Annotated in this window: 11 protein-coding genes; all 11 read right to left on the bottom strand. The window is 69.1% G+C overall.

Annotation, left to right across the window (positions count from 1 at the left end):
• Window positions 1-4: 4 nt before the first annotated feature.
• The 11 genes from TSH20_RS06445 to TSH20_RS06395 are packed head-to-tail and all read right to left on the bottom strand — an operon-like array spanning window position 5 to window position 12164.
• On the bottom strand, window positions 5-244 hold the full coding sequence (locus TSH20_RS06445; RefSeq protein WP_247871183.1) for a hypothetical protein: 240 nt from the start codon (window positions 242-244) through the stop codon (window positions 5-7).
• Window positions 245-252: 8 nt separating this feature from the next.
• Entirely contained in the window at window positions 253-1488 is a 1236-nt protein-coding gene (gene murG / locus TSH20_RS06440) for an undecaprenyldiphospho-muramoylpentapeptide beta-N-acetylglucosaminyltransferase (RefSeq protein ID WP_109073944.1), read from the bottom strand.
• A complete protein-coding gene (locus TSH20_RS06435) occupies window positions 1485-2606 on the bottom strand; it encodes a putative peptidoglycan glycosyltransferase FtsW (RefSeq protein WP_109073943.1) in 1122 nt (373 codons plus the stop codon). Before TSH20_RS06435 ends, murG begins: the two co-directional genes overlap by 4 nt.
• Complete coding sequence (gene murD / locus TSH20_RS06430) at window positions 2603-4024, bottom strand: UDP-N-acetylmuramoyl-L-alanine--D-glutamate ligase (RefSeq protein WP_109073942.1); 1422 nt, start codon at window positions 4022-4024, stop codon at window positions 2603-2605. Before murD ends, TSH20_RS06435 begins: the two co-directional genes overlap by 4 nt.
• A gap of 13 nt (window positions 4025-4037) precedes the next feature.
• Window positions 4038-5123: a phospho-N-acetylmuramoyl-pentapeptide-transferase gene (gene mraY / locus TSH20_RS06425; protein ID WP_109073941.1), complete on the bottom strand. Its 1086-nt coding sequence runs from the start codon at window positions 5121-5123 to the stop codon at window positions 4038-4040.
• 9 nt (window positions 5124-5132) lie between these two features.
• Complete coding sequence (locus tag TSH20_RS06420) at window positions 5133-6632, bottom strand: UDP-N-acetylmuramoylalanyl-D-glutamyl-2,6-diaminopimelate--D-alanyl-D-alanine ligase (RefSeq protein WP_109073940.1); 1500 nt, start codon at window positions 6630-6632, stop codon at window positions 5133-5135.
• A complete protein-coding gene (locus TSH20_RS06415) occupies window positions 6629-8104 on the bottom strand; it encodes a UDP-N-acetylmuramoyl-L-alanyl-D-glutamate--2,6-diaminopimelate ligase (protein ID WP_109073939.1) in 1476 nt (491 codons plus the stop codon). The genes TSH20_RS06420 and TSH20_RS06415 overlap by 4 nt, the downstream gene beginning before the upstream one ends.
• Window positions 8070-9941 carry a penicillin-binding protein 2 gene (locus TSH20_RS06410; protein ID WP_109073938.1) on the bottom strand — a complete coding sequence of 624 codons (1872 nt, stop codon included), beginning with the start codon at window positions 9939-9941 and terminating at the stop codon, window positions 8070-8072. The genes TSH20_RS06415 and TSH20_RS06410 overlap by 35 nt, the downstream gene beginning before the upstream one ends.
• Window positions 9938-10747, bottom strand: coding sequence for a hypothetical protein (locus tag TSH20_RS06405; protein ID WP_109073937.1), 810 nt, complete (start codon window positions 10745-10747; stop codon window positions 9938-9940). The genes TSH20_RS06410 and TSH20_RS06405 overlap by 4 nt, the downstream gene beginning before the upstream one ends.
• Window positions 10744-11718: a 16S rRNA (cytosine(1402)-N(4))-methyltransferase RsmH gene (rsmH, locus tag TSH20_RS06400; RefSeq protein WP_109073936.1), complete on the bottom strand. Its 975-nt coding sequence runs from the start codon at window positions 11716-11718 to the stop codon at window positions 10744-10746. Before rsmH ends, TSH20_RS06405 begins: the two co-directional genes overlap by 4 nt.
• On the bottom strand, window positions 11718-12164 hold the full coding sequence (locus TSH20_RS06395; RefSeq protein ID WP_014248340.1) for an MraZ family transcriptional regulator: 447 nt from the start codon (window positions 12162-12164) through the stop codon (window positions 11718-11720). The genes rsmH and TSH20_RS06395 overlap by 1 nt, the downstream gene beginning before the upstream one ends.
• Window positions 12165-12549: the final 385 nt, after the last annotated feature.

Here is a 12549-nt window from a genome sequence, read left to right as displayed (position 1 = left end):
AGGCTTACTTTCCGCGGCGAAGCATCAGGCGAAGGGTGGCGTCGACCGCCTCATCGGACAGGTCGTCGGGGAGGGGCTGCGATCCGTGGATCATCGACAGGCGGTCACGCAGGAAGCCGCCTTCGGCGAGGAAGCGCGGCACCAGCGGGCAGCCGGGACGGTTGTACCAGCCGCCCTCGGTCCGCGTCATGTCCGCCGGCCAGTCCTGCAGCGGCCGCGGCGTCGGTCGCGTCAGATTCCGCATGGGTTTCATCATTCCGCGGCCCCCTTGGCGCTGGCGCCGGCGGACGAGCGCCGGGCGTGGTGGGATTGGTCGTGGTCGGAGTAAGCGTCGGCACGAGCGGTCGGGCCGCCGTCCAGCATCGCCAGCACGGCGTCGGCCAGCGCAGTGGCTGCGTCGGCGGTGCCCCACTCGTGGGCGGCCCGCGCCGATGCTGCGAGCGCCTGCGGGTCGGCCAGCAGGGAGGACAGCCGCTCGGCCAGGGCCTGGGCGGTGAAGGAGGGCTGCGGCACGAGCCAGGCGGCGCCGGCCTCGGCGAGATGGCGGGCGTTGGCGGTCTGGTGGTCGTCGGTGGCGTGCGGGTAGGGCACCAGGATCGCCGGACGGCCGACGCAGGTCAGCTCGGCGATGGTGGAGGCGCCGGCGCGGGTCACGGCTAGGTGGCAGGCGGCCAGCCGCTCCGGCACGTCGCGGAAGAAGGTCTGCAACTCCAGCCGGGCGAGGCCCAGCGGCTCCAGCGCGTCGCGGGCGGCTTCCAGGTCTTCCGGACGGCACTGCTGCGCCAGATGGATGCGGGCGCGCATCTCCTCCGGCAGCAGGGCGAGCGCTGCGGGGATCACCTCGGAAAAGACGCGGGCACCCTGGCTGCCGCCCATCACCAGCAGGCGGATCGGGCCGGCGGCGCCGGGCGCCTCGTACGGGGAGAGGCGGCGGGCGGCGACCGCCGGGCGTACCGGGTTGCCGGTGCGGACGATCTTGGCGCGCTGCGCCTCGCCCAGCTTCTCGATGCCGGGGAAGGCGACGGCGATGCGGCTGGCCCCGGCGATCAGCATCCGGTTGGCGCGGCCCAGCACGGCATTCTGTTCGTGCAGCAGGGCCGGCACCCTGGACTGGATGGCGGCATAGACGGTGGGTACGGACGGGTAGCCGCCGAAGCCGACGACCGCGGCGGGGTCGAGCCGGCGCATCAGCGCCCGCGCCTCCAGCAGGCCGAGACCCATCTGCAGGGCTGCCTTCAGCTTGCCGACGATGCCTGCACCGGGCGAGGCGGCGCGGATGCGGTGGACCGGCACCTCCGGCAGATTCTCGCCGAAGGCGTGGCCGCGCTTGTCGGTGACCAGCGTCACCGCGCGGCCGCGGGACAGCAGCTCGCGCGCCAGCGCTTCGGCCGGGAACATGTGTCCGCCGGTGCCGCCGGCGGCCAGCACGATCACTTTGTTGGCGTTCGCGTCGAGGGTCGTCGCGCTCAAGTCCGTCGGCCTCCTCATTCCAGGGGGCCGAAGCGTTTGCGTGTCAAAGCCAGAACCATGCCCATGCCGAACCCGAGAGCGAGCAGCGAGGAGCCGCCGTAAGAGATGAACGGCAGGGTCATGCCCTTGGTCGGCATAAGATGCAAGGACGAACCCATGTTGATCGCCGCCTGAAGCCCGAACTGGATCAGAAGACCGGCGGCGGCCAGCAGGACGAAGTAGTTGTTGTCGTTGAAGATGCGGGCGAATCCACGCAGCACGACAAAGGCGAACAGCACCACCAATCCCAAGCAGAAAATCAGCCCCAGCTCTTCGCCGGCGACCGCGAAGATGAAGTCGGCGTGGCTGTCAGGCAGATAGAACTTCACCGTGCCCTGACCGGGTCCGGTTCCCATCAGGCCGCCGTTGGCGAAGGCCTCCAGCGAACGGTTGACCTGGTAATTGTCGCCGGCATGCGGGTCGAGGAAGCGGTCAATGCGGCTGGTGACGTGCGGCAGCGTGTAATAGGCGCCGACCAGTCCGACGATACCCAAGCCGCCCAGCCCCATCACCAGCACGAGGTTCAGCCCGGCCAGGAAGAACTGGGTGAACCAGACGGCGGAGACGACGAAGGTCATGCCCAAGTCGGGCTGCAGGATCAGGCCGACCATGGTGACGCCGTACAGCACCATCGACACCAGCGCGCCGGGGAAGCCCGGATTGGTGCGCGACAGCGAGAACAGCCAGGCCGCGACCACGGCGAAGGCCGGCTTCACGAACTCCGACGGCTGGATCGACAGGCCGGGGACATGGATCCAGCGGCGGGCGCCCTTGATCTCCACGCCCACGACCAGGGTGGCGTAGACCAGCACCACCGAGATCAGGAACACCCCCAGCGCCACCCGCCGCACGCCGCGAGGGCTGAGCAGCGAGACGCCGACCATGATGATGATCGCCGGGATCAGCATCATCACGTGGCGTTCGACGAAATAGAAGGTGTCCTGGATACCGATGCGCTCGGCCACCGGCGGGCTGGCCGCGGTGATCAGGACGGTCCCGAGGAACATCAGCAGGGCGACGGCGCCCAGCTGCCAGCGGTCGACGGTCCACCACCAGCGGCCGAAGATCGATTGGTCGGTGCGGTCGAAGGTGATCATGCAACGCCTCCGCTGGTACCGGTCCCGGTGTTCTCATGCGCGGAAACGATGTTCGCGACATAGGCCGCGAAGGCGTCGCCGCGCTTCTCGAAATTGGCGAACTGGTCCCACGACGCGCAAGCTGGCGACAGCAGCACGCAGGCGCCCGCCAGCCGCTCCGCCAGCGCCATCCCGGCCGCCTTCGCGGTCGCGACATCCAGCGTTCCGCAGCGTGTATAGGCAACGCCCTGCGCATCGAGCCATGCGGCGAATTGTTCCTGCGCCTCGCCGATCAGGAAGGCGTGGCGCACGCGGCCCATATAGCCCTCCAGCCCGTTCAGCCCGGTGTCCTTGGCCTGTCCGCCGAGGATCCAATAGATCGGGTCGAAGGTCGCAAGCGCCTTTTCCGTGGCGTCGGCGTTGGTCGCCTTGCTGTCGTTGACGAAGCGCACGCCATCCAGCGTGCCGACCAGCTGCTGCCGGTGGGCGAGGCCGGGGAAGGTCGCCATCGCCGCGACGATGGCCGGCACCGGCAGGCCGGCGGCCTTGCAGGTGGCAAAGGCGGCGGCGGCGTTCTGCCAGTTGTGGGCGCCCAGCAGGGTCGGCAGCGCCGACAGCTCCGCCACGTGCACAGCCTCGCCGTCGGTGTCGTCGACCAGCCAGCCGTCAGCGGCATAGACGCCGCCTGCGACCGGCCCCCGGGCCGAGATCGGCCACACGCGCTGGTCGCCGGCGGCGACGAGGTCGGCGTGGATTTTCCGGCAATGCTCGTCGTCCACCCCGATCACCGCGGTGCGCGGCCAGGTCTGGCGATGGAAGATCAGCTTCTTCGCGGCGACATAGCCCTCCATCCCGCCATGGCGGGCGAGATGGTCGGGCGTGATGTTAAGCAGGACCGCGATGTCGAAGGTGATGGAGTGGGTCAACTCCAGCTGGTAGCTCGACATCTCCAGCACGCAGGTGTTGCCAGACCCGATGGGGTCGAAGGTCAGCACCGGCGTGCCGAGGTTGCCGCCGACGGCGGCCTTGCGCCCGGCGGCGGCCAGGATGTGGCCGACCAGCGTGGTGGTGGTCGATTTGCCGTTGGTGCCGGTGATGCCGATGAAGGCGCAGTCACGCTCCGCCCGGCCCAGCAGTTCGATGTCGCAGATCAGTTCGATCCCCAGCGCGCGGGCGCGCTCCGCCACCGGGTGCGGCTTGGGGAAGGTGTGGGGGATGCCGGGCGACCAGACGATGGTGGTCAGGTCCGATAGATCGGCAGTGGCGAGATCGACGACGGCGAAGCCCTCCGCCTCCGCGGCGGCGCGGGAGGCGGGGTTGTCGTCCCACACCCGCACCTCGGCGCCGCTGTCGCGCAACGCGCGGGCGGTGGCGAGGCCGGACTTGCCCAGCCCCATCACTGCGACGGGCAGCTCCTGCATGTAGAACAGGTCGATCATCGCCGGTCCCCCCTCAGCGCAGCTTCAGCGTGGACAGGCCGACCAGCGCCAGAATCGAGGCGATGATCCAGAAGCGGATCACCACCGTCGGTTCGGCCCAGCCTTTTTTCTCGAAGTGATGGTGCAGCGGAGCCATGCGAAAGACTCGCTTGCCGGTCAGCTTGAAAGAAGCGACCTGCACGATCACCGACACCGTCTCCAGCACGAACAGGCCGCCGATGATGGCGAGAACGATCTCGTGCTTGGTCACCACGCTGACCGCACCCAGCGCGCCGCCCAGCGACAGCGACCCGGTGTCGCCCATGAAGACCATCGCCGGCGGGGCGTTGTACCAGAGGAAGCCGATGCCGGCGCCGATCAGCGCCCCGCAGAAGATCGTCAGCTCGCCGGAACCCGGCACATGATGGATCTGCAGGTAGTTGGCGAAGATCGCGTTGCCGGAGAGGTAGGAGATCAGGGCGAAGCAGCCGGCCGCGATCATCGTCGGCACGATGGCCAAACCGTCCAGACCATCGGTCAGGTTCACCGAGTTCGAGGCGCCGACCATGATGAAGGCGCCGAAGGGCACGAAGAACCAGGACAGCTGGATCAGGAAATCCTTGACGAAGGGAACCGCGACGCCGCCCGAAAGCGGCGGGGCCGATACCCACATGATCAGCGCCGAAGCGACCAGCCCGATGGTGATCTCCCAGCCCAGGCGGAAGCGGCCGGACAGGCCCTTGGTGTTGCGCTTGGTCAGCTTCAGGTAATCGTCGCCGAAGCCGATCAGGCCGTAGCCGATGGTCACCAGCAGGACGATCCAGATGTAGGCGTTGGTCAGGTCGGCCCACAGCAGGGTGCTGACCGTCATCGCGATCAGGATCATCAGGCCGCCCATGGTGGGCGTGCCCTTCTTCTTGAAATGGGTCTCCGGGCCGTCGGCGCGGATGGGCTGGCCTTCGCCCTGCTTGCGCTTCAGCCAGGCGATCAGGCGCGGAAAGAACACGAAGCTCATGACCAGCGACGTCAGCACGGCGCCGCCGGTCCGGAAGGTGAGATACCGGAACAGGTTGAACGGCGTGAAGACGTCGGCCAGACCGAAAAGGAGGTTGTAGAGCATTTGGGTCCGTCAGCCTCGCGGCGCCTGCGCGGACTGCGCCGCTGCCTGTGGCTGGTTGGTGGTTCGGGAGGCGGCTTTGTCCTCGCTTTCGCGCCCGCTGTCGAGTGCCGCGAGCGCATCGACGATCAGACCTGTACGACTGCCCAGAGACCCCTTGACCATGATAACGTCGCCGCCTTTTACGGTCCCGGTCACGATGGGGGCCAGCTCCACGCTGGTCTCGGTCCAAGCGCCGCGCATCGCCGCCGGCAGGCGGTCGAACAGCGCCTTCATGTGCGGCCCGCAGGCATAGACGGCGTCCACCTGCGCGGCGCGCAGCGGCTCGGCCAGCGCGATGTGCAGCGCGTCGGCGCGGTCGCCCAGCTCGCGCATGTCGCCCAGCACGGCGATCCGCCGGCCGCCGGCGCCGGGGTCGATCTTCCCCAGCACCTCCAGCGTCGCCGTCATGGCGGCCGGGCTGGCGTTGTAGCTTTCGTCGATCAGGGTGAAGGCGCCCTGCGGCAGCTGGATGCGCTTGCGGGTGCCGCGGCCCTTGACCGGCTGCAGGCTGGACAGGGACCGGGCGGCGGCGGCAACGTCGGCGCCCAGCGCCTTCACCGCCAGCAGCACCGCGAGGCTGTTCATCACCCAGTGCTTGCCCGGCAGCGACAGGCAATATTGCAGCCGCTCACCGCGGATGACCGCGGTCACCGCGCTGCAGGTGGCGTGCAGCGAACAGTCGACCAGCCGGGCGTCGGCCTCCTCATGAGCGCCGAAGCTCCAGATTTTGGTCAGGCCACGGCGGCGCGCGGCGGCGGCCAGCCGGGCATATTGCCCGTTGTCGCGGTTCAGCACGGCGACGCCGTCCGCGTCCAGCCCTTCGAAGATCTCGGCCTTGGCGTCGGCGATGGCCTCGACGCCGGAGAAGAATTCCAGATGCGCCGCCTCCACCGTGGTGATGATGGCGACATGCGGCTTGACCTGTTGGGACAGGGGGCCGAGTTCGCCGGCGTGGTTCATCCCCAGCTCGAACACGCCATAGGCGCAGTCGGCGGGCAGGCGGGCGAGCGACAGCGGCACGCCCCAATGGTTGTTCAGGCTGCCTTCGGTGGCATAGGTCGCGCCTTGCGCCGACAGGACGTGGCGCAGCGTCTCCTTGGTGCCGGTCTTGCCGACCGAGCCGGTGACGCCGACGAAGCGCGCGCCGCAGCGTGCCCGCGCGACCTTGCCCAGCGCCGCCATCGCCTCCAGCGTGTCGATCGGGGAGATCAGCAGCGGCGCGTCTGCCGGCAAACCGTGCGGCAGATGGTCGACCAGCGCCGCGGCGGCCCCGGCGGCCAGCGCGGCGCCGACGAAGGCGTGCCCGTCGAAATTCGGTCCGCGGATGGCGACGAACAGGTCGCCCGGCGCCACCTTGCGGCTGTCGATGGTGACGCCGGTGGCGGTCCAGGCGGACGGGCCGGCCAGACGCCCGCCGGTGGCGTCCGCCGCGTCCGCCGCAGTCCAGAGGACCGTCTTCTCCGCACTCATGCTCCAACCTCCGCTACGGCTTTCCGGGCCTCGTCCGCATCGTCGAACGGACGCACCTCGGTGCCGATCGTTTGTCCCTGTTCATGGCCCTTGCCGGCGATGACCAGCACGTCGCCGGGCTGAAGCTGCCGCACCGCGGTGCGGATCGCCTCGGCCCGGTCGCCGATCTCCTCCAGCCGGCCGGCCAGTTCCCCGGTGGCCCCGGCCAGCACCTCGCTCCGCACGAAGGCGGGATCCTCGGTGCGCGGGTTGTCGTCGGTGACGATGGCGCGGTCGGCCAGTCTGGCCGCCAGCGCCCCCATCACCGGCCGCTTGCTGCGGTCACGGTCGCCGCCGCAGCCGAACACCGTCACCAGATGGCGCGCGGCATGCGGCTTCAGCGCCCGCAGCACCGTTTCCAGCGCGTCGGGCGTGTGGGCGTAATCGACGTAGACCGTCGCCCCGTTGGGGTGGGTCGCGACATGCTGCAACCGGCCCGGCACGCCTTCCAGGGAGGAAAGCGTGGCCAGCGCCCGCCCGGCCTCACAGCCGGAACCGATGACCAGACCCAGCGCGCAGAGCACGTTCCAGGCCTGGAAGCGACCCGCCAGCGGCAGGTCCACCGTCACGTCGCGGCCGAGCACGGACAGGGCGAGGCGCTGGCCATGGGCCAGCGGCTCCACCCCGGTCACCCGAAGCTCGATGCCGGCCAGACCATAGGACAGGACGCGGTGACCACGGTGGTTACAAATGGTGGCAAAATGTTGAAATTCCGGAGAGTCGGCATTCAGCACCGCGACGGCGCCCGGCGGCAGGACGCGGTCGAACAGCATCGCCTTGGCGTCGCGGTACGCCTCCATCGTGCCGTGATAGTCCAGATGATCCAGCGTCAGGTTGGTGAAGCCGGCGGCCTTGATCGCCACGCCGTCCAACCGGAACTGCTCCAGCCCGTGGCTCGACGCCTCCATCGCCAGATGGTCGATGCCGGCGTCCTTGGCGGCGGCGAGGTCGCGGTGCAGCGACACCGGGTCCGGAGTCGTCATCCCGCCATAGCCATGCAGGCCGGGGCCGAGCAGGCCCAGCGTGCCCAGGCTGCCGGCGGGCAGGCCGAGCCGGGTCCAGATCTGGGCGGCGAACTGAACGGTGGAGGTCTTGCCGTTGGTGCCGGTCACCGCCACCACCGTCTCCGGCTGGCGCCCGCCATGGAAGGCGGCGGCCATGCGCGCGAAGGCGAGGCGGGGTTGTGGATCGGTCAGCAGGACGGCGGTGGAGCCGGCGGGCAGTTCGGTGCCCTCGGGCGCCAGCACGGCGGCGGCGCCCTTTGCGAGCGCATCGGCGATGAAGGCGCGCCCGTCGGCCTTCACGCCGGGCAGGGCGGCAAAGACAAAGCCGGGCCTGACCGCGCGGCTGTCGGCGGTCAGCCCGGCGATGTCGGGGTCGGCAGCGCCGGCGGTGGCGTCAGCGCGGTTTGGTCTGAGTTGGGAAAGACGCAACGGTGCTTCCCTTCGACGGGGGTGGGGCGGTGACGGAGGGCATGGTCTGCTGCCAGTTGGTGGAACCGGCGGCGTTCAGGTAGGTGGAGTTCAGGATTTCCGGCGCGTTCTCGTCCACCATCGGCGTGTTCAGGAACGGGCCGATCTGCTTGACGATGCGTCCCACCGCCGGGGCGGCGACCCAGCCGCCGGTGGCGTAGCCATAGGTCTTGGCCGTGGCCTTGGGCTCGTCCACCAGCACATAGACGATGTAGCGGGGATCGTTCATCGGGAAGGCGCCCAGGAACGACGACATGCGCGAGTTCTTCTGGTAATGCCGCCCCTTTTGCTTGTCGGCGGTGCCGGTTTTTCCACCGACGACATAGCCCTTGACTTCTGCCGACTTGCCGGTGCCCTCGGTGACCACGAAGCGGAACATGCGCCGCATCATGTCGGAGGTCTGGCGCGACACCACCTGTTCGGTCGGAATCTCGTCGCCCGGCTTGCGCTTCAGCAGCGTCGGCTTATGGAAGAAACCACCGTTGATGACGGACGCCGCGGCGGCCACCGTGTGCATCGGGCTGACCGAGATGCCGTGGCCGAAGGAGATGGTGTAGCTGTTGACCTCGCGCCACGGATTCGGCACCAGCGGCCAGCCGCTTTCCGGCAGTTCCAGACCAGTGGGCTTGGTGAAGCCCATCTTGGTCATGAAGGCCTTCTGCGCGGCCACGCCCACCTGCTGCACCATGCGCACGGAACCGAGGTTGGAGGAGTGCTGGAACACTTCCGCCACCGTCAGGGCCCGGTGCAGGTTGTGGTAGTCGTTGATGGTGAAGCGGCCGATCTTGATCGGGTGGGCCGCGTCGAACATGTCCGACACCCGGATCTTGCCGCTGTCGAAGGCCAACGCGGAGTTGAAAATCTTGAAGGTCGAGCCCATCTCGTAGACGCCGAGGGTCGCCCGGTTGAACAGCGTGTCGGGGTTCAGGCCGGTCGGGTCCTGCGGGTCGAAATCGGGCAGCGAAACCATCGCCAGCACTTCGCCGTTGCGCACGTCGAAGACGATGCCGGCGGCGCCGATGGCGCTGAACTCCTGCACCGTGGCGGCCAGTTCCTTCTTCAGGACGTGCTGCAACCGCAGGTCGATTGAGAGCTGAACCGGCGTTCCCGGATCCTCGGTCAACCGCTTGTTGAAGCCCTGCTCCATGCCGGCAAGGCCGTTGTTGTCGATGCCGGTGAAGCCGACGACGTGCGAGGTCAGTGGGCCGGCGGGGTAGAAGCGGCGCTCCTCCCGCTCGAACGCGATGCCGGGAATGCCGAGCCGATGGACGGCGGCCTGCTGCTTCGGGGTCAGATTGCGCTTCAGCCAGACGAACCGGCGGTCGCCGACCAGCTTGCCCAGGACGTCCTTGTAATCAAGCTCCGGCAGGACGCTGACCAGCTTCTGCGCGGCCTCTTCCGGGCGCGACACCAGCTTCGGGTCGGCGTAGAGCGACTGGGTGACCAGTGAGGTCGCCAGCAGGTTGCCGTTGCGGTCGAGGATGTCGGCACGGTTGGTGGTGGTGTTGTCCAGTTCCAGCGCCACATGCTGGCGCGGTTCGCCGCCGCCCGCGAACAGGGTGGCCATCGCCAGCTTGACGCTGATCGCGGTGAAGACGGTCGTGACCACGGCAGCCGTCACCATCAGGCGGTAACGGCTCTGTTCCAGCGCAACCGCCAGCGAGGTCCGCGGCTTGGCGGACTGCTGCTGGGGCGACGGGGGAAAGGGCGAGGGCGCCGGCGGCGGCACATAGGTGCTGCCGGTGCTGGCGCCGGGCTGGCCGTAGCCGGCCGGGCCGCCGTGGTCGTGACCGTTCATCGATTGGCCCCCAGGCGCGCAACGAGCAGCCCGAGGCTGTCGGTCGGCTTGGGCTGGTAGGCCGCAGCAGCGGCAGCCTTAGGCGCAGCAGCCGGCGCCGGTGCCGGCGGAGTCGGGCGGGCCGCCAGTTCGGTCGGGCGCGCGGTCGGCGCGCTGGGCGCCAGCTTGCCGGCGGCGCGGTCGGGCGCCTTCTCCGCCGGCGCCCGGGCGGAGCCGGGCACCAGGGCGGAGGGCTTGATCCGGGCGGCGCGGGACGGGTCGGCCAGACTGCCGGTGGAGGGCAGGGAGGCGGGCACGACGACCGGCGCGCGTTCCAGCGCCTTGTCCATCGGCAGCGGCTTCGCCAGCGCCGCACCGGCCGGCAGGCTGACCGGAACGATTCCGGCGGCGCCGTTGTTGTTGGGAGCGGCGGGGATGCGGGCGGCGGCAACCTGCGGGGCGCCGGTGCCGGGCGCGCGCACCATCGGCGGCAGCGGGGCAGGGTTGGCCTGGGCGGGACCGATCTGGGCAGGCGGCTGGACGGCGTCGCCCGGACGCATGGGGATCATGTCCATCGCCATGTACTGGCGCGGCTCGCTCGGCTGCAGCGCCAGATAGGCCTGCGCCATCTGTTCCAGCTTGGTCGGGTCGTTCAGGTAGCTCCACTCGGCCTTCAGGACCTGGATGGACTCCTGTTCCTGAATGATCTTGCGGTTCAGCCCGGCGAGCTTCTCCTCAAGATCCTGGACGTCGTAGCTGGTCTGGAACAGCACGCCACCGGCGGCCGCGATCAGGCCGCCCCAGAACAGCCAGGTCTTGCCTTTCATGCTGCCTCCTTGCCGGGCGCCGGGAACGCGGGCGCCTCGGTACGTTCAGCCGCGCGCAGCCGGGCGGACCGGGCGCGGGGGTTGTTGCGGGCTTCGGCCTCGCTCGGGTCCACGGGTTTCCGGGAGAGCAGGCGGAAGGATGGGTGATGCGCCGCGACCGCGGTCACGGGCGTATGGCGGGACGGGGAGGGCGGCGGCGAGGAGCGTTCCCGCAGGAACGCCTTGACCTCGCGGTCCTCCAGCGAATGGAAGGAGACGACGGCCAGACGCCCGCCGGGCGCCAGCAGCGACTCGGCGGCGGACAGGCCGCGCCGCAACTCGCCCAATTCGTCGTTCACATGGATGCGCAGGGCCTGGAAGGTCCGGGTGGCCGGGTCGATCCCGTCGCCCTTCCCCTTCGGCACCACCGAGCGGATGATGTCGGCCAGCCGCGCCGTGCGCTCGATCGGCGCCTCGCGGCGGGCGGCGACAATGGCGCGGGCGACGCGGCGCGCCATCCGTTCCTCGCCCAGCTGATAGATGATGTCGGCCAGTTCCGCCTCGTCGGCGGTGTTGACCACGTCGGCGGCGGTCGGCCCATCCCGTCCCATCCGCATGTCGAGCGGACCGTCGAAGCGGAAGGAGAACCCGCGCTCCGGCTCGTCGATCTGGGGAGAGGAGACGCCGACGTCGAGCGCCACGCCGTCGACCTTGTCGACGCCATGGTCCGCCAGCAGCGTGTCCATATCGCCGAAGCGGCCCTCGATCACCTCGAGCCGGCCGGGGAACTCCTGGGCCAGGGCGCGACCGCGCTCGATCGCCGCGGGGTCGCGGTCGATGCCGATCACGCGGCAGGAGGCCGACCGCAGCAGGGCGCGGCTGTAGCCGCCGGCACCGAAGGTGCCGTCGACATAGAGACCGCCGTCGCGCGGGGACAGCGCGGCGATCACCTCGTCCAGCAGTACGGGAATATGGATGCGGGTGTCGGTCATCAGGCGCCCTCCCCGCTCCGGCTGGCGGCGCCGCGGGAGGCCTTGGCGACGATCTGGCTGAGGGAGATGTCCTTGCGCACGACCTGCTCGCGAAGGGCGGCCTCGTGGGCCTTCAGCGCGTCGGGTTCCCAGATCTGGAAGGTCTTGCGGCGGCCGATGAAGGCGGCCTCCTCGGTGATGCCGGCGAACTCCGCCAGTTCCTTGGGCAGGACGATGCGGCCTTCGGCGTCGGAGGAGACGGGGATCAGCTTTCCGAAGATGAAGGTCTCGATCATGTCGCGCTCGTCGGCATCGAGGTCAGGGGATTCGAGGCTCTCGGAGAGGACGTCGAGATAGTCCTGGTCGGCGCCTTCCAGCGCCTGGTGGTTCAGCGAAGGCCAGAGGTAGACGGTGCTGGGAGCCGACGTCTTGGCAAGCGACTGCCTGAACTGTGCCGGGATGGACACACGCCCTTTCCTGTCAACTTTGTTGACGTATGTGGACAGGAAAACGGCCATAGGCCCGGTGGTCCCCCCTGCTATCCCCCATGCGCGGTCGGGTGCCCCGCGCTAGCCCCGCTTGGCCCATTCAGCCCCCGCCCCCGGTGTTAACCAGAATGGGTAAGAGCCCCCCTTAAATGGGCATTCTTGGGATAGCATGGGACGGCATGGGCGTCAACGGCCCCCCGAGTATTCAGACGGGGGTGTCAAGACTTTTGGGTCAGGCTGTGGCATCCGGGCAAGTTGGTGTACGAATTTTCAGAATCTTCGCAGTATTTCGCTGGACTCTCGCGATGTGGATAAAGTTATCCACACGCGTTCGTCGAACGTTCCAAAGTTTTAAGAAAATGTG

The organism is Azospirillum sp. TSH20 (assembly GCF_003115935.1).
Taxonomy (GTDB): Bacteria; Pseudomonadota; Alphaproteobacteria; order Azospirillales; family Azospirillaceae; genus Azospirillum.
Note: the sequence above shows the minus strand (reverse complement) of the source record. Positions and strands in the feature narration are given on the sequence as shown.

Coding starts and splice junctions, on each gene's coding strand:
- TSH20_RS06445 (WP_247871183.1), bottom strand. CDS start 244: ATGCGGAATCTGACGCGACCGACGCCGCGGCCGCTGCAGGACTGGCCG.
- murG (WP_109073944.1), bottom strand. CDS start 1,488: ATGAGGAGGCCGACGGACTTGAGCGCGACGACCCTCGACGCGAACGCC.
- TSH20_RS06435 (WP_109073943.1), bottom strand. CDS start 2,606: ATGATCACCTTCGACCGCACCGACCAATCGATCTTCGGCCGCTGGTGG.
- murD (WP_109073942.1), bottom strand. CDS start 4,024: ATGATCGACCTGTTCTACATGCAGGAGCTGCCCGTCGCAGTGATGGGG.
- mraY (WP_109073941.1), bottom strand. CDS start 5,123: ATGCTCTACAACCTCCTTTTCGGTCTGGCCGACGTCTTCACGCCGTTC.
- TSH20_RS06420 (WP_109073940.1), bottom strand. CDS start 6,632: ATGAGTGCGGAGAAGACGGTCCTCTGGACTGCGGCGGACGCGGCGGAC.
- TSH20_RS06410 (WP_109073938.1), bottom strand. CDS start 9,941: ATGAACGGTCACGACCACGGCGGCCCGGCCGGCTACGGCCAGCCCGGC.
- TSH20_RS06405 (WP_109073937.1), bottom strand. CDS start 10,747: ATGAAAGGCAAGACCTGGCTGTTCTGGGGCGGCCTGATCGCGGCCGCC.
- rsmH (WP_109073936.1), bottom strand. CDS start 11,718: ATGACCGACACCCGCATCCATATTCCCGTACTGCTGGACGAGGTGATC.